Raw genomic sequence first — 20,626 nt, 5'->3', positions numbered from 1 at the left:
GATATCACCGGGAAGTTGTTTTGCATGGATCACAGGAATCTCCTGAGCCTTCCAGGATCCCCGTTCTCCTCGACCAGGGTCTTCAGGGTCTCCAGAGCGCTACCGGAGCTTATGGCGCCCTCTGCGATCGCGCACCCCTCTCTCAGGCTGGATGCGATTCCCGAGACGTACACTGCTGCGCCTGCGTTCATCGCCACCAGCTCCCTCGCCCTGCTCTTCTCGCCCTTCAATATCCTCACGAGACGCTCCGCGTTCTCATCAGGAGTCCCTCCAGCGATCTCATTCAGATCTGCGAGCGGATACCCAAGATCCCGGGGATCCACAACGTAGTTTCTCACCACCCCATCGCACAGCTCGGAGACGAAGGTGCTGCCTGTGTTTGATATCTCGTCAAGACCGCTGCCGTGCACAACCATCGCCCGTTTAGTTCCGAGAAGGTTCAGAACATTTGCGATCTTCTCACAGAGTGCTGGTGAGTACACCCCCACGACCTGAGCCTCAGCACCTGCCGGATTTGTGAGCGGCCCAAGAACGTTGAACACGGTCCTGATCCCCATCTCCTTTCTGATATGCGCTACGCGCTTCATCGCCGGATGAAAGAGCGGGGCGAGCATGAACCCGATCCCGACAGACTCTATGATGCTCTCCACCCTCTCAGGAGGGCAGGAGATGTTGACACCCAGAGCCTCGAGGACGTTGGCGCTTCCGCATCGTGAGCTCACAGCGTAGTTCCCGTGCTTCGCGACTGGCACGCCGCACGCTGCTGCAACTATCGCGGCTGCTGTGCTCACATTTATCGTGTTTGTGCTGTCCCCACCAGTCCCGCATGTATCGACCAGCGTTCCGGAGACCCTGGGGCGTATTCGGATCGCGGACTCACGCATCCTCTTTGCCATACCTGCGAGCTCCTCAGCAGTCTCACCCTTCATCCTCAGAGCGGTAAGAGCTGAGGCGATCTGCGCATCGGTAGCGCCATCGAAGAACGCGCCCAGGAGAGATTCTGCCTCCTCTATGGTGAGATTCTGCCCCTCAATCAGCCTCGCCAGATAGTTCAACATGATCACCTTTGTAGATTAATGTACTTTGATGACTAAATTAGTACATCGTATATAAGATTTGTGTAGGAATGATCGGACGTGTCCGAACAAGATCAAGCATTCTCAGACATCGAAAAGCAGTAAGCCCAAATCTCTGGCCTTAGTATCCGGACAGGTCCGATGATCAAAATATGTGGAGATGTCTCAGGTGATGTTGTGTTCTGGCAGAGATCGTCGAAAGAAAGTGTGGTCGTGGGATCGGATGATAGGCTCGAATCGCTGAATGGGACTTCAGGGTTCCGATTCACTCTCACAAGAGATCGCAAATCCTGCGAGGTCACCTGCTGTCAACCTCAATGATTCGAGTACATGACCCGCCTACCAACGTGGAAGGAGGAAATCTCTATCATTTCAGGTGGGTTGAGCTCAATGTATGAGTACACCCTCCGAGCCCGCACACAGAATGTCGATTGTCTGATCAATGTCAATGGGTTGAGCTCAATGCATGAGTACACCCTCTGAGCCAGCTTTTTAAATCCGGCCGATACTCTGGTATGTGATGCCGGAGCAGCCAGAGTACCTGCCGATCTCCAGAAGAGAGATGAAGGAGCTTGGTGTAGATCAGCTCGACGTGATTTTGGTCACAGGCGATGCATATGTGGACCATCCATCTTTCGGAGCCGCGCTCATCGGAAGGGTTCTGTGGGATGCCGGATTCACCGTGGGAATCATCCCGCAGCCCGACTGGAGGAGATCAGAGGACTTCAAGCGCCTCGGCGAGCCTCGGCTCTTTTTCGGAGTAACAGCCGGAAACGTCGACTCTATGGTCAACGCCTTCACTCCAAATCTCAAGAGGAGGAGCGGCGACGTGTACTCCCCGGGAGGAGAGATCAGGAGGCCGGATCGAGCCACTCTGGTCTATGCTGACAGGATCCACTCGATATTTCCAGGAAGGCCCGTAGTGCTTGGCGGCATCGAGGCCAGCCTTCGTAGGTTTGCGCATTACGATTACTGGTCTGACTCTGTGAGGAGATCCATAATTGCAGATGCCCCCGCAGATCTCCTCGTCTTCGGTATGGGAGAGCTGGCCGTGGTTGAAATAGCATCCAGGCTGGAGAGAGGAGAGTCAATCGGCGAGATCAGGGACGTAAGGGGCACGGTCTTCAAGATGAGCGTTAAGGAGTGGAAGAGCTCCAGCCACGAGGAGTACACTGTTATACCTTCATTCGATGAGGTCTCCTCGGACAAGAGGAAGTACGCAGAGGCGTTCAGGCTCCACTACATGGAGCAGGACCCGTTCAGGGGCAGAGCTGTTGTGCAGCCCCACCCCAAGACGGTCATAGTCCAGAATCCTCCTGCAAGACCGCTAAAAACAGAGGAGCTCGACAGGATATACGAGCTCCCGTACATCAGGAGAGAGCATCCGTCGTACAGAAAACCTGTGCCAGCGCTGGAGAGTGTCAGGTTCTCCATAACAAGCCACCGTGGCTGCTTTGGCTCCTGCAGCTTTTGCGCGCTGACACACCATCAGGGGCGCATTGTGCAGTCCAGGAGCATAGAATCGATCCTCAAGGAGGCGCGGAGGCTGGTTGAGATGCCCGGATTCAGGGGGGTGATACAGGATGTGGGGGGACCGACAGCCGACATGTACGGCATGGTTTGTGCCCTGTGGGAGCGGGGAGGGTGCGGAAGAATATGCACGCCAGAGTGCGATAATATCGAGATATCCCACAGAAGATACCTTGAACTGCTGCGAAGGCTAAAGGAGATACCTGGCGTCAGGCATGTCTTCGTCAGCTCTGGAATACGCCACGATCTTGTAGTGAGAGACGAAAAATACGGGGAGCTCTTTCTGGAGGAGCTATGCCGCGAGCATGTATCAGGCCATCTCAAGATCGCACCTGAGCATATCTCTGAAAGCGTGACGAGATGCATGCACAAGCCACCTGTGGAGGTGCTGGACGCGTTCATGAATTGCTTCCGTCGTGCAGCAGGAAAATCTGGAAGGGAGGAGTATGTGCTACCGTATCTCATGTCGGGCCATCCAGGCTGTACTGTGAGGGATATGATAGAGCTGGCCGAGTACATGCGCGATCATCGCATAAGAGTTGAGCAGGTCCAGGACTTCACGCCCACGCCGATGACGGTCTCCACGACGATGTATCATACCGGACTCGATCCGTTCACGATGAAGCCTGTCCATGTTCCCAGGGGCAGGGAGAAGATGATCCAGAGAGCGCTCCTCCAATACTGGCTTCCACAGAACCGCAAGCTTGTCAGGGAGGGGTTGATTTCAGCAGACAGAACAGATCTGATCGGGGATGGACCGATGTGTCTGGTGCCATCTAACCCTTAGACATCGGCACGTACTCAACCCCGGGGCGCCTCCTGCTTATGTCCATCCTGTAGAGTGCCATGAGCTCGTAGACTTCCTGGGGGACATCAGTCTTCACGCGATCTCCGAGCAGAGCCCTGAGATCATCTGCCAGGAATGGGTGGTCGTGTGTATACTTCCCAGATACCATCTCCTCGATGATTCTGTTGACAGTCTCCTCATCACAGTCTGAGCATACAATCCTGCGAAGCAGCGCCTTCATCTGCTCCACTGCCTTCCTCGCCTCCTCAGCTAGTATCAGCGTCTTGTCATCGATCTCGTCGATCTTCTTCTTCTCAACAACCTTCAGTATCGATGTCGCCGGGTATGCGCCGGTCTGGTCGCCAAGCTGCGGGTCCACAGGGCCAAGAGCGGCATTTGGATCCATGATTATCTCGTCTACCGCGAGGGCGATCAGGGTGCCGCCGGACATCGCGTAGTGCGGTATTATCACGCTCGTCCTCGCAGGGTGGTTCTTCAACGCCAGGGCGATCTGCGTCGCAGCAAGCGCGAGCCCCCCCGGAGTGTGGAGTATTATGTCAATGGGCACATCATTCGGCGCGCTGCGTATCGCCCTGAGAACCTCCTCGCTGTCATCGATATCTATGTACCTTGCGAGAGGCAGCCCGAGCAAGCTTATGACCTCCTGCCTGTGTATCAGGGTTATCACAAGCGAGCCTCTCCTCTTCCCGAGCTTCACGAGGAGACGCTTCCTGGCCATCTGCAGGATGTTCCTCTGGACCATCGGCACGAGAAAAAGCAGCAGGAAGAGAATTATCCAGAGATTGCTGAGTATTTGCTCCACCGGGATCTGACTGTACACATCGTCCACATAAGGATATGGATGTTCTCGATATTTATTTCTTTGGAGGATCATGTTTAATAGATGAATGCTTATTTTGTAGACTCGGATAGCTGAACAGGCGGTCAATGCATTGGCACAATGCTGAATTGACCCAGTTCTAGGTCTTTTCCGTTTGAGCTCAACGATGCGAGTACACTATCTGTACGTGCACATCGGATGAATGCATTTGGACAGTTCTGGTTGCATCCAGGGTACTCGGACCAGAAGCATGCAGCTTCTCCCCATTTCCAGGTCACATCTTTATATACCAGAACACCCTCAACATCGACGCTCAAATGGACATTCACATTTCCATGTATCGGTTGTGGGAGTGATCTGAGATGATTACCAATATCATTCGGGGCAGTCCACCTGAGGGCTGGCTGAGGGGAAGGTGCAGAACAGGCAGCTGGTTCAAGATGCTCAGATGCGATGGGGGCTCCGCGGATGTGGAAGGTTGACGACTCCATCGCCCTCTATGGAATTCACGGCTGGGGTGACGGCTACTTCTCAATCAACGAGAAGGGCAACGTCGTCGTGATGCCGAACAAGAGCAGCGACAGCTGTGTCGATGTTATGGATGTCATCAGGAGACTGGAGACATCCGGAGAGAACCTGCCTGTGCTTCTGAGATTTCCTCAGATAATAGAGCACAGAATCTGGGAGATATACAGAGCATTTACAGGATCCATATCAGAGTTCGGCTACCAGGGAAAGTACCAGCCGGTATTTCCCATGAAGGTGAATCAGAGGAAAGAGGTCATAGAGTACATCCTGAATTACGGCAGGGAGATCAACATCGGCTTGGAGATAGGCACAAAGGCGGAGCTGCTCGCCGCGCTTACACTGGATCTTCCTGAGGACTCGCTGCTGATCTGCAATGGATACAAGGATGACGATTTCCTCCGTCTGGCCCTGATGTTCTCAGACAAGCATAAGATAATAATAGTCGTGGACCTCTTCGAGGAGATCTTCGATATACTGAGACTGGCCAGGAGCATGGAGGTGAGGCCACTTCTAGGTATGAGGGTCAAGCTCTTCTCAAAGGGTAGTGGCAGATGGGCCGAGTCCGGCGGCGAGTCGGCCAAGTTCGGACTCTCGACCATCGAGTGCCTGGAGCTGCTGAAGATCCTGGAGGAGAACGGCCTGCTCGATCGCCTCAGGATGATACACTTCCACATCGGATCTCAGATCACAGACATACACAGAATAAAGCACGCGATGAACGAGGCCGCTAGGATCTACGCGAAGGTGAGAAAGGTCGCTGAGATAGAGTACTTCAACGTTGGAGGCGGCCTGAGCGTTGACTATGATGGCTCGAAGAGTTCCGGGCCCTCGAGCGCGAACTACACTCTGCGGGAGTACAGCAACGACATCGTTTACACGCTCCAGAAGATATGCGAGGAGGAGGGCGTGCCGTGTCCTACGATTGTCTCAGAGAGCGGCAGGGCGATAGCTGCATACCACTCATTCCTGGTCTTCAAGATAATCGGCAAGAAGAACTCCAAGGATGGGTTCGTGGCGTTTCCGCTTGAGGGGGATCCCATACAGATAGAGGATCTCTACTTTGCCTTCAAGAACATCAACCTCAAGAACTACAAGGAGTACTACCACGATGCCCTCCATTACAGGGATGAGCTGCTCGACTCGTTCAACCTAGGCAATATCGGGCTTGAGGAGCGCGCGAAGGGGGAGATGCTCTTCTGGATGGTCTGCCAGAAGGCCGTGAGCCTGGCAAGACATGCCGGCGACAACTCCGAGGAGTTCAGGGAGCTGAAGAAGCTCGTGGGGCAGAAATACATAGGGAACTTCTCGCTCTTCCAGTCGGTGCCGGACATGTGGGGTGTGGGCCAGATATTCCCAATAATGCCCCTTCACAGGCTCAGGGAGGTGCCATCAGAATGTGGGACAATAGCGGACATAACATGTGATTCAGATGGCGAGATAAAGAGCTTTGCAGGAGGGAAGGAGGCCATAGAGCTCCACAAGCTCAGTAGGAGCGAGGACTACTACATGGGCATATTCCTGCTGGGGGCCTACCAGGACACGCTCGGGGACTTCCACAACCTCCTCGGCTGCGTTACAGAGGTTCATGTGCTTGTGGAGGGAAGGAGCTGGAGGATATCCAGGCGCATACCAGGAGATACATGCGAGAAGCTCCTGAAGTTCTTCAACTACGACACAGAGGCTTACCTCCAGAGGCTTGGCGAGAGATGTGCAACGGAACCACAGCTCGAGGCGGTGCTTGAGGAGGTCAGGAGAGCGCTCAGTACGACCACGTACTTCAACTCCCCATGCCTGGCCTCCGAGACCGATGAGGATAAAGAGCTGCTGAACAGCGCAGCTCACAGGGTTATGATCGAGACGGGTCGCATCTGAGGATCGGTCTGCCTGTGGCATCCGATCCCTCACCCACCCCTACTGTGAGCCACGAAGGAGCCCGGTCGCTCTTGTGCGTTCAGCAACTTAGAGGACATGTAGTCCGGTTGCTGGAAGCACTCATTCATTCTCCAAGAACGCATGCCGGGGCCATTGTCTTTCCAGGAAAGTCATCATATGGATAAGGACAAGCCCGGTTTTGCGTGTAGCTCTTGGGAGTTGCTCCTCCTGAGAAATCGGTCCGGTGAACCGGCATTACATGAGCTCGGGCGGCGCGCAGGGGCCTGCTTGGATATCACACATGTCCCATATGTATCGATCGGCTGTGATTCTCAGGCAGCGCCCTCCTGGTACACCACACCCGGCCACGAGGAGGCATCGGCTCTGTAGGCTGTGAAGCTGCCTGTCATGGGGCTTTTGCTCGAATCGATCTTGAGCCTGTAGATGGTATATTCGGAGATGACATCGAGATCAACCGTATTTCCTCGGATATCTCCTATCGCGGATACCTGCTGGGTCGAGCCGTTCTCAGATATGGTGCCATGGCCGAAGACAGTACCATCAAGGCGATATAGGTGCAGTTCCAGGCCCTTCGATGTCAGGTCCTTCAGCACGAATCTCAGCCTGCCGGAGATCTCTGGAGCATTCTCCTCCAACACAGGCGCAGCAGATACCTCGGATACATTCTCAGCCAGCGCTTCCGTCTCTTGCTCCGCATCGGTGCCAGACTCCTTCCTCGCCTCCCACAGCTTTCTTGAGCTCCTGGGGTCAGCAGGGAACCTCGGGTCGAATACAGGCGTGACCTCACCCCGCGAGGCGCTTATGTACTCGTCAACTGAGATCGATTCTGCTCTGTCACTAATAACAACCAGGCATGCAACTGCTGCAAGGATCGCAGCCGCGAGCATCAAAGACATCAGCTCTCTCATCCACATAGAGGTGGACGGATCTGGTATTTTAAGATGCAGGGAGGGAGAGCTCCAGTACGAGTGCGGCTTCCTCTGCCTTGATCGCTCAGATCGATGCCTGATCCGCCACAACCTGGATTGGTGTGCAGATCACACATCGAATCAATGTGCCCACAAACATCACGACGATTTGGCTCGTCCCACTCAGCGATTCGAAAGAGAACGCGCACAGATGCACATCACTGGAATCGTATATAAGAAGAGAAGTGCGAGCAAAAGCCGTTGTGGGATGTAGGAGGGAGGAAAAACAATCTCCGACTTTTGCCCAATTATTCTTACGGCTTTCGTCGAATATAAGTTTTTCGGTTAAGGCGATTGACGAGATGCGCGCTCCCTAGACGCCGATCTTCCTCACATCAAACCGCCTGATCCTGGATCCGCCGGGAGGCAGGAATGCCACGATCTTATCAGGAGACGCGATCGCCTTCAGGTACCTCCTGTCCTCGCAGATCTCGAGGAGCTGCCTGTATATCATCTTCGCGAGATCGTCTGGCATGTACTCGCCCGGCTCGAGCTCGATCGCCTCCGAACTTTTAGATCTCACTGCTGAGACCGGCCCACCTATCAAGGATCCATCGGCGATCGCAAGTGCAACCCCCAGAGGGACATCTCTGAGATACCTGCGCTCCCCTCGGACGACGAACGCTCCCTTTCTCAGAAACTCGCCGTGCTCTGGGGTCTTGGTGACCTGATCACCTCTGACCACATAACAGTCGCCCGAGGCCACGCCCTCCCTCCAGAGGTTGCTGTAGCTGACGGCGAACTGCGCTGCCTCCTCCACAGTCCTCTCCGGCACCTCCCGCCCCTCCGTCTTTATCACCGTCAGCGGCGCTCCGGGGTAGTCTGTGTGGAGCGCGAGATCCCTCTTCTCCAGGTACTTGAGGTATATCTCCTCGTTCCCATCCGCATCCCTCCCGCCTATGACAAGGAAATCATCTGAGGAGTAGAACCACCTGAACCTCTCGAACCACCTCGGTTTATGTCTTCGTTTCAAAACTGGAGACCTTCTTCGCTCCTCTCCACGCTGAAGGAGATCTTCTGTCCTCCTCAGAGCCTCCTCTGCTCCTGCGGCCTTCTTCGCCGCCTCTTTAGCACGCTCATAGTACCTCCCTGCGTTCTGAGGCACTGTGAGACCTGCATTCAGCTCCAGAGTGACCCCATCAATCTCTACTATCATCTCGCCGCTGTAATCCAGGGATTTTACAGCAGACTTTCCCGAGCTCTGTATCCTCTCCCAGATGTCTGTGTATGATAACCCTCTCTCCCTCGCACCTGCTATCGCCTTCAGTATCGAGTCGATCTCAGAATACCTCTGGTAAATGAAATCGCCCATCGAGGCCAGCTGAGTCTCCTTGGCCCTGAGCTCATCGATCGCAGCCCTCTGGAGCTCCAGCCTTCTCTCAAGAGCGCTGAGTTTGGGCATCTCCGGCTCTGCCACGAAGAACTCATCAAGTGCATCGCTGAACCTCTCGAAGGATCTCGCCTCGAGCCCCTTGTAGACCTCCAGCGGGAAGGGGATCACATCAAACGGCTCCCCGTCCCTGTAAACTATCTGAGGCCTGATCTCTCTGATATCGAAGACATCTCTCAGAGCAGAATGCACCCTCGCGATCTCCTCCTCTGATAGAGCGGTTGCAGGGGTGTTCTTATCCACCCCGGCCCTGAGGCAGACCTCCTCCCCATACGTCCCGCCCATATTGAGGTTGCGAACAAGTGTTCTCACGAGATCTGCGTCTGAGCTGTGGAGGATCGCCTCCAGCCGCTCAATCGATACGCTTCTCGGATCCTCTGCTCCAGCATGGTATACGTACTGCTCGCCAGCGATGAGCTTCCTGTCCCTGAAGCTCATCGGCCTGAGCGGGAGTATGATCCTCATTTCATCATCGAGAAGCAGCATGTTCCCCTTCGGGAAGAGCTCAACCACCAGCCGATACCTTCCATCAGATCTCTCAACGCAGATCTCCATGACCCTGTCGAAGTCGTGTTGCTCAACGCTCACGATCCTCCCGCCAGAGAGCCGTGAGCGGAGCATCGCAGGGAACTGCGGAGGAGTCCTGCCCACCACTCTCTCTTTCCTGGTGACGTGCGCCCTTCTTCCCGCCTCCAGGATGATATCCAGCCTCCCCTCGCGTGCCTGGATTGTGAGCCATATGGCATCTCCCGAGCTCTGGTAGGCCTTGCCGAAAAATCCCCCGGCTATCCGGGTTTGAAGCTCAGCCACGATCGCAGCCACATCCACATTGCTCATTGCTTTCTTCATGGAACCTCCTGTGTTTCAGGGGTAGCGGAAACTCCCCCCAGAAAGGAGTATTTGACGCGTCTCCCCGCTGCTGGGGAAGAACCACGCGCTCAGAAGGGCACCTGGAGGGGATGGTGTTGATCTGTATTTGAGGCAGTCTGCCGAGTTTCTGCAAATTGATCTCAAGCTGGTGCGAAGCAATCCGACCAGTTTCGAATTTACAGAAAATCTGTTACTCTGCAGATTTTGCATGTGTTTCTCTTCACTACGGACCGTTGTACACAAACTCTATTTTGAGATCGAGGATCAGTCTTCTCAACTCATCGCATGTTATCGGTCTCTTGAACTCGCTCGCGGTCTTCACCTTCTCAGCAAGGAGGCAGAGATCCTTTTTCTCCAGGTCATAGCCCATCTTCTTCGTGATGTACTTGAGCGCCTTGGCTCCTGTGTGCTTCCCGATGATGATCCTCCTCTCAGCCCCCACCATCTCAGGGGAGTAGAGCTCATAGGTCCTGGGCTCCTCGAGGACCGCGGCGACATGGATCCCGGATTCGTGCGCAAAGGCATTATCTCCAACAACAGCCTTGTTCTTTGCAACAGGTACGCCCGAATATCTCTCCACCAGAGAGGAGATCGACTTGAGTTTGCTCAGATCGTAGCGATCTATGCCGTAGTGTAGGCGAAGGTTGACCAGCAGCTCCTCAAGCGGCGTGTTTCCGCTCCTCTCGCCGATGCCGTTGACGGTGGTGTGGAGCTGCTTCGCGCCCGCCTCTGCTCCGGCAAGGGTGTTCGCCAGCGCGAGACCGAGATCATCGTGACAGTGAACACATATCGGAATGTTCACAATCTTCTTGATCTCGCTGATCATGTAGTACATCGTCCTCGGGTTCATTATGCCGACTGTGTCGGCCACGCTCACGTAATCTGCGTGGTACTCCTCTGCTTTTTTGTAGAGCTTCTTGAGCGTGTTGAAATCCGTTCGCGTCGCATCCTCAGCCGAGAACCTGACTATGAGACCATGCTCCTTTGCATACTCAACAGTCTCCAGCGCACACCTTATCGCCTCTGCGCATGTCATATGCAGCTTGTATTTCAGATGGAGATCTGAGGTCGCTATGAATACGCTCACCATATCAACACCGCAATCGATCGCCACATCGACATCAGACTGCCTGGACCTGGAGAGAGCGGATATCTTCGCATTCAGGCCGAGATTGCAGATATCTCTCACCGCGTTCTTTTCGCTCTTTGATACAACTGGAAATCCGGCCTCTATGATCTCGACGCCGATCTCGTCGAGCCTCCTAGCGATCTCAAGCTTCTCCTCGGGCTTGAACACAACCCCCGGCATCTGCTCGCCGTCCCTAAGCGTTACATCGCATATCTCTATATCCAGAGGAGGGGTGCCGGCCATCTCAAGAAACTGATTGACGGAGAAGTCGCTCATCCCTTTCCGTTCTTGGCCTCATTTCTTAAATCGATTTCGCAGGAAAGATTGTTCCTGGATCGCCAAAATCAAGCTTTGCATCTGGCTTTTGCATTATGAAATCCCGCAGCACATGCTTTGACTGCACCAGCGTCACCTCCGAAAAGTATAATTAATGATTTTTAGTGATATATCTTCGAGGTGATATCTGTGTGCGCAGTTGGAGGTCCTCCGGACATGGGTGACCCCGAGTCGTTCTTCCCGACCGATTACGTCTGTCGCTCATGCGGCCACAAGTTCAAGGGAATCGGCGTCGGGCCCAGGTGTCCTTCATGCCATTCGGATGATGTTGAGAGGGTAAGGTGAGCTCCTGCAGGAAGACCGGAGCCCGCGCCCTGAGAGCGACCTTGCTGTTTGGGGCCTACCGATTGGAGTCGTCCTCAGTTATGGAGCTATCCGATAGAGGCAGGGTGAAGAAGACCGTGCATCCCCTTCCCAGCTCTGACTCTATCCATATCCGGCCACCATGAACCTCGATGATCTTTTTGACGATGGCCAGTCCGGCGCCGGCGCCCTCTGATCTGTTATCCACCTTATAGAAGAGCTCGAATACCCTCTTGTGGTTTTTTGGGTCTATCCCGATGCCGTTATCTTTTACATAGAATACAGTTTCACCGTCCCTCATGCATCCAATCTCTATCCTCGGATCCCTCTGATCTCCCATGTACTTGGCACTGTTCTCTATGAGATTGACAAGCGCCTCCACAGCCCTCATCCTGTCCACGTGGACCACTGGCATGTCACCCGTCACAACCACGCTCACGCCCCTGGACCTTATCCTCTCAGAGGTCTGCTCCAGAGCCTCTCTGACGATATCAGAGAATAGCACGTCCTCAGGTGGGTTCATCATCCGGCCGATGCGGCTGAGCTCCAGCGTATCTTGGAGCAGCATGTCCATCTTCGTGATTGCGCCCTCAAGTATATCGATGTCCTCCCCAACCTTATCCCATGCGCCCTTCTCAATATCATCCCTCAGGAACCCAAGAAACCCGCTGACAGTGATCAGAGGCGATCTGAGGTCGTGAGAGACGGTGTATATGAACCTCTCCATCTCCGATGTCTTGGACTCAAGCTCTTTTATGAGGTGCTCCTTCTCACGCTCAGAAGCGATCCTCTGATGCAGCTCTTTCTGGGCGGCCGCGTAAAGCATCGTATTCTCCTTGATCGCGATTATCTGCCTCAGTATTATGAGCAGTATTATCATCCCGACGCCCGCGGCGAGATGGTGGTGGCGGATATAAAGGTTGACGTCCTCTTGTTCAATGCTCCAGATCAGGAATGCATATGCAGAGATGGCACAGATGTATGGGATGTACAGAGGCCATGTGAACCCAGGTGATGGTCGCTCTGCAGATGGTTTTACTGGCACGCAGACGGTCTCCACCTGAAGCACTCCTGCAAGTCCGGTGAGTATGTAGGAGATCAGCCAGAAGCTGTCGCCGAGTGTTGCGGGCACATAGACATCTCTCAGAGCCTGAACCATGAATCTCGAATCCGCTATTATCATGAAAACAGCGCCTGCTGCCAGAAGCAGGATGGGTCGTTGCGCTATATGCTCTATTCTTCTGAAGATGAGCGCTATGAGGGCGAATGCCAGAACGAGATCCGCAACCGGATACGCGACCGCGATCGCGTTTGCGAGAGGATCTGGTTCCTCAAGCGTCGCGACCGTGGGTGCGATGAGAAGGCTCCAGAAGATCAGGATTGCGAATATCGTCACAACACCCGTGTCCAGGAGGGACTTTATGCGCTCGAAGGTGCTCTGGTAGGTGGATGGGAGCAGAAGGACGCCGATGAGGAAAAGAGGATAGTATGCGAGGTAGGGGCCATCAGCAATCGACGGAAATGGTGTCTCCTTCAATCCGATCTCCAGGATGCTCCAGAGGACATCTCCAAGGGCGTAAAGCACCTGCGCAACTGCGAAGAACGCCCAGGCGATGTACATCATCTCATCCTTTGATCTCGTGGTCCTCGCCGCTCTGAAGAGAGAGAGTGCAGCAAGCCCGTTGACCACCGGGAAAATGATATCATCTATGGTTACGCGCAGTTGCTCCTGATCCTCGAGGTAGAGAACGATCGCGGATCTTACGATCAGGATAGCCGTGCCCAGCAGGAGAGCACGGCGAAACGTCAAATAGCGGTTCGGTCGCCCACCCTCCTCAGATCCGTTATAACCCCGATTCATGAATATTATGAACCCCTCTCAGAGTTCCTTTTCAGCCCCCAGAATATGAAATTCCAGCATCCTATCTAAATCTTTTGCATTTTCGAGTAAGCTCTTATCCATACGGTGACTTTCTGGAAAGACAATGGCCCCGGCATGCGTTCTTGGAGAATGAATGAGTGCTTCCAGCAACCGGACTACATGTCCTCTAAGTTGCTGAATACACAAGAGCGTTTTGAGCATTTCTCGGATTCCGGGAATGATACCACAGGTGGGCAGGGAATCTGCAGTCTGTAACTGGATATCGCAGAAGCCTGGCGACGATAAACGTTTTCCCAATTCCGGTGGGCAGTGAATTCGCAGTCTGTAACTGGATATCGTAGAGTGTCCGGAGATCTCATGATCCCTCACAGAATTATACGGTGCTTCACTGCCTGGATGCCGGAGATTCTCATCAATCCTCCAGAATCGGAAGTGTATTTATCTGGATCGAGTCTGAACCACCATATCATGTACACATGGGATCCGGAGGAGTACGAGAGGTGCTCCTCGGCTCAGCAGGAGTGGGCTATGAGTGCGCTCTCAGAGCTGAGTATCAGAGGAGACGAGCGCATACTCGATATCGGCTGTGGCGATGGAAAGATCACCGCCCGGATCTCACAGCTTGTGCCTGATGGATCTGTCCTCGGAATAGACATCTCCCCGGATATGATATCATTCGCGAGGCGCAGGTATTCTCCTGTGATCTTCAGGAACCTGAGATTCGAGCAGGGTGACGCACTCGACCTCCGCTTCGATGAGGAGTTCGATATAGTGGTGTCATTCGCCTGCCTCCACTGGATCAGGGACCACCTCTCAGTCCTGCAAGGCATATACAGGAGCCTTGTTCCCGGCGGCAGGATGCTCGTGCAGTGTGGCGGCAGGGGAAACGCGGCTCAGCTTTTGGATACAACATCAGAGGTGTGTCTGGAGGAAAGCTTTGCCTCTTACTTCAAGGACTTCCAATTCCCGTACTTCTTCTACGAACCTGATGATTACGAGATGTGGATCCCGGCGGCAGGTCTCCACACCGTGAGTGTGAAACTCATACCCAAGGATATGGTGCACAGCAGCCGCGAGGCGCTCGAGGGTTTCCTGAGATCAACATGGCATCCTTATCTCCAGAGGCTTCCTGTGGAGCTGCGCTCTCCATTTGTCCAGGAGATAGCGAGGCGCTACATCGATCGTTATTCATCTCCCGATGGCATGATACACGTCAGAATGATGCGGCTGCAGGCTCTGGCTGAGAAGCAGCCGGATTGAGTGTTGAAGCGCACATCATGCGCTCATATGTGTTTGGTAACTGGAGGTTCGCTCAATCCTGCCTGCTGGAAGCACACATTATCCGCAAACGCATACAGGGCCAACGATTCCGCAGACGGATATCGGATGAACAAGAGCGCTCACATCTGCTCGTTCACGTTGCTCTCAAATGCTCATCTGTATCGTATGGCAGAGTGCAAACGCACCGGTGACGGCTGCTGTCACTACCACGCCTGCTATGAGCACACCCAGTGCTATTGAGAGAAATGCAGGAAGTGGCCTGAATCCGAGAAGAAATGCAAGAACGCATCCAGTCCAGGCACCGGTTACCGGCAGGGGAATGGCGACAAAGAGCGTCAAGGCGGCAAAACCAACCTCTTCCCTGCCCTCGATGTATTTCCTTCTGGTTCTCGAGAAGAGCCACGTGAAGAACCGGTATCCAGGAGGATATCTCATGAGAAAAGAGGACACCGGGCCCAGAAAGAGCAGCAAGGGTGCCACAGGGATCAGATTCCCAATGACCGAGATCGCGTATGCCTCGAGGGGAGAGTAGCCGCAGGCAATCGCCAGGGGTATCGCTCCGCAAAGCTCTGATATGGGCGACATTGCCAGCAGCATGACCATCGCCCATTCCGGAATCTCAATCATAAAACCTCCAGCATAAAAGGGATGGCTGAAACTCCATAGCGGATAACAAATTTGTTCGATCTCTGGCTTGAATAGCTGAATGAGACTGCAGGAATCGATTGCCCTGGACGAGATTCATGAAGCATTTGGAATTGATTGCTGGAGACATCGATGATGATCTCACACAACCTCATTTACCCAGTGATCCCTTTATCTGGACCCGGAAGACCTGCTCCTCTTTGGGTGAATAGACGGAGATGGTGAGATCAACCGGAATCTCTTCAAGCGATACGGTAACCGGAGCATCAGATATCTTGAGACCGGAAGAGACGAGCTTCGCAAGGGACTCCGCAACGCTCGAAAGCTCTCTGATATCGATGCCGACATCTCCATTAACTGAGACCGCTGCTGGCAAGGGCTCACCATCGCTCGATATCCTCACCCCCAGAGATCCATCCTTCCCGCTTCCCGTAACCTTTGCGACTATTGGGTACCTCTCGAGGCTCTCGTCGCCCTGCAGCCTGGCCTTCGCATCCGCATCGACTTTTATGGACACCATCATACCACCGTTCTGCTGTATGGGGCAATCGATATAAAAGGATGGCTCACAGAGTGATTCCACGATGGAAGAGGAGCTGTATGTTAACCATGGATCTTCGAGCAATGTGCCCTCGTTAATCCAGATCAACATGTGACCCTCGGGATTCATGCAATTTTGCCAATAAACGCCGATCGCTCTTACGTGTCTAGCAACTTGAAGGACATACAAGCTGGTTGCTGAAACCTATTCGTTAGCCAGAAGTGCATAGCAGGACCAGTGTCCCTTCTGGCAAGTCATCATATGGATAAGAGCGACGCCGATTCCCGGCATTCTGTAATCCAGGCCCACAACTTGTATTCCAGGGCCTGTTTGGATGTGAGCTGAGTCCAGAAATCTGGAGCTTGCCGCTTATGCATATTAGAAACACTTAATCCTTATTCGGACACGCCCCTCATGGATGCAGAGCCCCTGAGTCTCATGTCGCTCGCCTTACAGCGCGTATCCCGAGATCGCTCAGACCCTGGCTCTCACGGGCCCTCTCCAGGAAAATCCAGAGGCTCTCGACATCCTTTATCTCCTTTCTGACGAGAATCTTGAGCCGCTTTCTGATCTCCACATCGACCCTGACTCCAGTGGGACGGAGGAACTCCTCCATCTTGTGGGCGATCTCCTCCCCACGCGCATCCCAGTCGGTCATCAGCACGATCTCACTATACGATCTCGCACTCTCCTCTGCAAGCTCCAGACAAGATCTCTGGGAGGACATCAGTATTGGACCAGGAACGCCAATCCTGCGAAGTGCATCCCTGTCGCGCGGCCCTTCGACGATTACAGCTGCGCCTCGCTCCGATGCATCCAGAAGCGCCTCTATCTGCTCCTCGAGTGCCTCAAGATCGTAGTTCTTCCTGTGCGGTCTCATTCGATCACCTGATCGATCTCCTGAGAGCCGCCAGAACGGATTCGGCATCGATGCCTCTCATGAGAACCACCTTCCTCTGGCTCCTGTGGCCGCTCATTATCTCCACATCACCCTGAGTGAGCCCAAACGCCCTGGATATCTCCTGGAGAAGCTGTCTGTTGGCTTTACCCTTATCAGCCCTCTCAGTAAGCCTGACCTCGATGCTGCCCCTCCAGGCGTTGAAGCCCGCTGGAACCACAAGCTCCGACGATCCCGGTATAACATCGATATGCAGAACCACTCCATCAGGATGGCGCTCGATCGCATCGTCCAGAGTCTTCACAACTGCATATTCGCAGCATTGTGATAAAAAATTGACTATCAGGGATTTCACAAAAGAGGGGTCTCAAGCCGGCTCGCCGAAAGAGCATACCCGTTCTGCATATAGTAGCAATTTATTTCATATTAATAACACTTAAAGACATGTATTTTCAAATTCGTGTGATGGTGGGCTTTCGAGGGGGGTGTGTCTATCATTCAAATTTATTTTATACTAAATCTTGATAGAATTCTCAATGCATAAGCCAGTACTCTCAGAAGCATCCTTGTAATAGTTGTCTCTTCGAGGAAACATGGTATTCTATCTCCAAACCAATTGGTCAAAGCACCAAAGAATCCTTCACAAACTGATCTGTGTTTGTATATTTCTCTATTAAAGATCCGATCTCTGATTCTGGATCCAAAACCACCGGCACTTATTTTTCTCGGTTTAATAACAGGCATGTAACCTTTATCTACAACATCATTCAAAAATTTCCTGGAATCATATTCACCGTCACCAAATAAATAGCCTGATCCCTCAGGCACTGTTAGTTCCGATTTTATCCTCGTTTCCACAGGGAATATCGTTTCATTTTTCCTGGTTATTGCTTGTATCTTTATGATATCCTTTTTTTATTTGCGAATTTAGTGGAATCAATGAAACTATCTGTATAATCTATTGATTGTAACCTTTCAAGAACTTTATTTAATATCTCTTCAATATTTGAAGATAAATTCTTTTCCCAGAAATGCAAAACTGAATGATCAATTCTTATTCCAAGCACTTCTTTAATCCTAACTTCTGCTGATCTTAAAGAATGCCCCTCAAACTCTTTTATCAAAAGTGCCTTAATTATGGTCTCCAAATCATAAACTTTTGGTTTTGGAGCATTTATTGATCGCAAATCTAACGATAACGAATCAAATACTTCTAATATTAACTTAATATCGTATAATCTTGTATCCCATCTCTTAAGCATGTTATTTGCTTGTTTTATGGTATATTAAAATTTATCTTAGCTTAACTTTGGAATACAGCATATTCTAATATTAGCATATTAGACACACCCGCATCTGGCTTTTGCATTATGAAATCCCGCAGCACATGCTTTGACTGCACCAGCGTCACCTCCGAAAAGTATAATTAATGATTTTTAGTGATATATCTTCGAGGTGATATCTGTGTGCGCAGTTGGAGGTCCTCCGGACATGGGTGACCCCGAGTCGTTCTTCCCGACCGATTACGTCTGTCGCTCATGCGGCCACAAGTTCAAGGGAATCGGCGTCGGGCCCAGGTGTCCTTCATGCCATTCGGATGATGTTGAGAGGGTAAGGTGAGCTCCTGCAGGAAGACCGGAGCCCGCGCCCTGAGAGCGACCTTGCTGTTTGGGGCCTACCGATTGGAGTCGTCCTCAGTTATGGAGCTATCCGATAGAGGCAGGGTGAAGAAGACCGTGCATCCCCTTCCCAGCTCTGACTCTATCCATATCCGGCCACCATGAACCTCGATGATCTTTTTGACGATGGCCAGTCCGGCGCCGGCGCCCTCTGATCTGTTATCCACCTTATAGAAGAGCTCGAATACCCTCTTGTGGTTTTTTGGGTCTATCCCGATGCCGTTATCTTTTACATAGAATACAGTTTCACCGTCCCTCATGCATCCAATCTCTATCCTCGGATCCCTCTGATCTCCCATGTACTTGGCACTGTTCTCTATGAGATTGACAAGCGCCTCCACAGCCCTCATCCTGTCCACGTGGACCACTGGCATGTCACCCGTCACAACCACGCTCACGCCCCTGGACCTTATCCTCTCAGAGGTCTGCTCCAGAGCCTCTCTGACGATATCAGAGAATAGCACGTCCTCAGGTGGGTTCATCATCCGGCCGATGCGGCTGAGCTCCAGCGTATCTTGGAGCAGCATGTCCATCTTCGTGATTGCGCCCTCAAGTATATCGATGTCCTCCCCAACCTTATCCCATGCGCCCTTCTCAATATCATCCCTCAGGAACCCAAGAAACCCGCTGACAGTGATCAGAGGCGATCTGAGGTCGTGAGAGACGGTGTATATGAACCTCTCCATCTCCGATGTCTTGGACTCAAGCTCTTTTATGAGGTGCTCCTTCTCACGCTCAGAAGCGATCCTCTGATGCAGCTCTTTCTGGGCGGCCGCGTAAAGCATCGTATTCTCCTTGATCGCGATTATCTGCCTCAGTATTATGAGCAGTATTATCATCCCGACGCCCGCGGCGAGATGGTGGTGGCGGATATAAAGGTTGACGTCCTCTTGTTCAATGCTCCAGATCAGGAATGCATATGCAGAGATGGCACAGATGTATGGGATGTACAGAGGCCATGTGAACCCAGGTGATGGTCGCTCTGCAGATGGTTTTACTGGCACGCAGACGGTCTCCACCTGAAGCACTCCTGCAAGTCCGGTGAGTATGTAGGAGATCAGCCAGAAGCTGTCGCCGAGTGTTGCGGGCACATAGACATCTCTCAGAGCCTGAACCATGAATCTCGAATCCGCTATTATCATGAAAACAGCGCCTGCTGCCAGAAGCAGGATGGGTCGTTGCGCTATATGCTCTATTCTTCTGAAGATGAGCGCTATGAGGGCGAATGCCAGAACGAGATCCGCAACCGGATACGCGACCGCGATCGCGTTTGCGAGAGGATCTGGTTCCTCAAGCGTCGCGACCGTGGGTGCGATGAGAAGGCTCCAGAAGATCAGGATTGCGAATATCGTCACAACACCCGTGTCCAGGAGGGACTTTATGCGCTCGAAGGTGCTCTGGTAGGTGGATGGGAGCAGAAGGACGCCGATGAGGAAAAGAGGATAGTATGCGAGGTAGGGGCCATCAGCAATCGACGGAAATGGTGTCTCCTTCAATCCGATCTCCAGGATGCTCCAGAGGACATCTCCAAGGGCGTAAAGCACCTGCGCAACTGCGAAGAACGCCCAGGCGATGTACATCATCTCATCCTTTGATCTCGTGGTCCTCGCCGCTCTGAAGAGAGAGAGTGCAGCAAGCCCGTTGACCACCGGGAAAATGATATCATCTATGGTTACGCGCAGTTGCTCCTGATCCTCGAGGTAGAGAACGATCGCGGATCTTACGATCAGGATAGCCGTGCCCAGCAGGAGAGCACGGCGAAACGTCAAATAGCGGTTCGGTCGCCCACCCTCCTCAGATCCGTTATAACCCCGATTCATGAATATTATGAACCCCTCTCAGAGTTCCTTTTCAGCCCCCAGAATATGAAATTCCAGCATCCTATCTAAATCTTTTGCATTTTCGAGTAAGCTCTTATCCATACGGTGACTTTCTGGAAAGACAATGGCCCCGGCATGCGTTCTTGGAGAATGAATGAGTGCTTCCAGCAACCGGACTACATGTCCTCTAAGTTGCTGAATACACAAGAGCGTTTTGAGCATTTCTCGG

The 20,626-nt window shown here is 52.8% G+C and carries 18 protein-coding genes; 5 read left to right on the top strand and 13 right to left on the bottom strand.

Annotated elements, in window-relative coordinates; all coding sequences use genetic code 11:
* Positions 1-29 precede the first annotated feature (29 nt).
* A complete protein-coding gene (gene trpD / locus MTHE_RS08070; protein WP_232840853.1) occupies positions 30-1,058 on the bottom strand; it encodes an anthranilate phosphoribosyltransferase in 1,029 nt (342 codons plus the stop codon).
* Positions 1,059-1,596: 538 nt separating this feature from the next.
* On the opposite strand from trpD, the gene MTHE_RS08065 reads away from it, so the two are divergent.
* Positions 1,597-3,393 (top strand): YgiQ family radical SAM protein, encoded by a 1,797-nt coding sequence (locus MTHE_RS08065; protein WP_011696689.1) that lies wholly within the window; start codon positions 1,597-1,599, stop codon positions 3,391-3,393.
* Here MTHE_RS08065 and MTHE_RS08060 read toward each other — a convergent pair.
* The gene (locus MTHE_RS08060; protein WP_011696688.1) at positions 3,383-4,288 is read right to left on the bottom strand and encodes an SDH family Clp fold serine proteinase; all 906 of its coding nucleotides are present in this window, start codon (positions 4,286-4,288) and stop codon (positions 3,383-3,385) included. The genes MTHE_RS08065 and MTHE_RS08060 overlap by 11 nt on opposite strands.
* 414 nt (positions 4,289-4,702) lie before the next feature.
* Between MTHE_RS08060 and speA the strand changes: the two genes are divergently transcribed.
* On the top strand, positions 4,703-6,634 hold the full coding sequence (gene speA / locus MTHE_RS08055; RefSeq protein ID WP_011696687.1) for a biosynthetic arginine decarboxylase: 1,932 nt from the start codon (positions 4,703-4,705) through the stop codon (positions 6,632-6,634).
* 332 nt (positions 6,635-6,966) lie between these two features.
* Here the strand turns inward: speA and MTHE_RS08050 are convergent, their stop codons facing one another.
* The 3 genes from MTHE_RS08050 to MTHE_RS08040 all read right to left on the bottom strand — a co-directional run bounded on the left by MTHE_RS08050 (position 6,967) and on the right by MTHE_RS08040 (position 11,288).
* Positions 6,967-7,563, bottom strand: coding sequence for a hypothetical protein (locus MTHE_RS08050; RefSeq protein ID WP_175265932.1), 597 nt, complete (start codon positions 7,561-7,563; stop codon positions 6,967-6,969).
* 373 nt (positions 7,564-7,936) lie between these two features.
* The gene (gene rqcH, locus MTHE_RS08045; protein WP_011696685.1) at positions 7,937-9,862 is read right to left on the bottom strand and encodes a ribosome rescue protein RqcH; all 1,926 of its coding nucleotides are present in this window, start codon (positions 9,860-9,862) and stop codon (positions 7,937-7,939) included.
* A gap of 244 nt (positions 9,863-10,106) precedes the next feature.
* On the bottom strand, positions 10,107-11,288 hold the full coding sequence (locus tag MTHE_RS08040; protein ID WP_011696684.1) for a homocitrate synthase family protein: 1,182 nt from the start codon (positions 11,286-11,288) through the stop codon (positions 10,107-10,109).
* A gap of 189 nt (positions 11,289-11,477) precedes the next feature.
* On the opposite strand from MTHE_RS08040, the gene MTHE_RS08035 reads away from it, so the two are divergent.
* Positions 11,478-11,633 (top strand): hypothetical protein, encoded by a 156-nt coding sequence (locus MTHE_RS08035; protein ID WP_175265931.1) that lies wholly within the window; start codon positions 11,478-11,480, stop codon positions 11,631-11,633.
* A 55-nt stretch (positions 11,634-11,688) separates the two neighbouring features.
* Here MTHE_RS08035 and MTHE_RS08030 read toward each other — a convergent pair whose 3' ends face one another.
* Entirely contained in the window at positions 11,689-13,512 is a 1,824-nt protein-coding gene (locus MTHE_RS08030; RefSeq protein ID WP_011696681.1) for a sensor histidine kinase, read from the bottom strand.
* Between the two features lie 489 nt (positions 13,513-14,001).
* Between MTHE_RS08030 and MTHE_RS08025 the strand changes: the two genes are divergently transcribed.
* Positions 14,002-14,793, top strand: a complete 792-nt coding sequence (locus MTHE_RS08025; protein ID WP_011696680.1) for a class I SAM-dependent methyltransferase — start codon at positions 14,002-14,004, stop codon at positions 14,791-14,793.
* A gap of 165 nt (positions 14,794-14,958) precedes the next feature.
* Here MTHE_RS08025 and MTHE_RS08020 read toward each other — a convergent pair whose 3' ends face one another.
* The 6 genes from MTHE_RS08020 to MTHE_RS07995 all read right to left on the bottom strand — a co-directional run bounded on the left by MTHE_RS08020 (position 14,959) and on the right by MTHE_RS07995 (position 18,160).
* The gene (locus tag MTHE_RS08020) at positions 14,959-15,441 is read right to left on the bottom strand and encodes a COG2426 family protein (protein ID WP_011696679.1); all 483 of its coding nucleotides are present in this window, start codon (positions 15,439-15,441) and stop codon (positions 14,959-14,961) included.
* Between the two features lie 169 nt (positions 15,442-15,610).
* Positions 15,611-16,111 (bottom strand): hypothetical protein, encoded by a 501-nt coding sequence (locus MTHE_RS08015; protein ID WP_011696678.1) that lies wholly within the window; start codon positions 16,109-16,111, stop codon positions 15,611-15,613.
* 325 nt (positions 16,112-16,436) lie between these two features.
* Positions 16,437-16,880, bottom strand: a complete 444-nt coding sequence (locus MTHE_RS08010) for a toprim domain-containing protein (RefSeq protein ID WP_011696677.1) — start codon at positions 16,878-16,880, stop codon at positions 16,437-16,439.
* Between the two features lie 4 nt (positions 16,881-16,884).
* Positions 16,885-17,202: a DUF167 domain-containing protein gene (locus tag MTHE_RS08005; RefSeq protein ID WP_175265930.1), complete on the bottom strand. Its 318-nt coding sequence runs from the start codon at positions 17,200-17,202 to the stop codon at positions 16,885-16,887.
* Positions 17,203-17,402: 200 nt separating this feature from the next.
* A complete protein-coding gene (locus tag MTHE_RS08000; protein WP_175265684.1) occupies positions 17,403-17,756 on the bottom strand; it encodes a transposase in 354 nt (117 codons plus the stop codon).
* 41 nt (positions 17,757-17,797) lie between these two features.
* Positions 17,798-18,160, bottom strand: a complete 363-nt coding sequence (locus tag MTHE_RS07995) for a hypothetical protein (protein ID WP_175265683.1) — start codon at positions 18,158-18,160, stop codon at positions 17,798-17,800.
* Positions 18,161-18,362: 202 nt separating this feature from the next.
* On the opposite strand from MTHE_RS07995, the gene MTHE_RS07990 reads away from it, so the two are divergent.
* Positions 18,363-18,518: a hypothetical protein gene (locus tag MTHE_RS07990; RefSeq protein ID WP_175265931.1), complete on the top strand. Its 156-nt coding sequence runs from the start codon at positions 18,363-18,365 to the stop codon at positions 18,516-18,518.
* Positions 18,519-18,573: 55 nt separating this feature from the next.
* Here the strand turns inward: MTHE_RS07990 and MTHE_RS07985 are convergent, their stop codons facing one another.
* Positions 18,574-20,397, bottom strand: coding sequence for a sensor histidine kinase (locus MTHE_RS07985; protein ID WP_011696681.1), 1,824 nt, complete (start codon positions 20,395-20,397; stop codon positions 18,574-18,576).
* Between the last annotated feature and the right edge of the window lie 229 nt (positions 20,398-20,626).

The organism is Methanothrix thermoacetophila PT (assembly GCF_000014945.1).
GTDB classification, from domain to species: domain Archaea; phylum Halobacteriota; class Methanosarcinia; order Methanotrichales; family Methanotrichaceae; genus Methanothrix_B; species Methanothrix_B thermoacetophila.
Note: the sequence above shows the minus strand (reverse complement) of the source record. Positions and strands in the feature narration are given on the sequence as shown.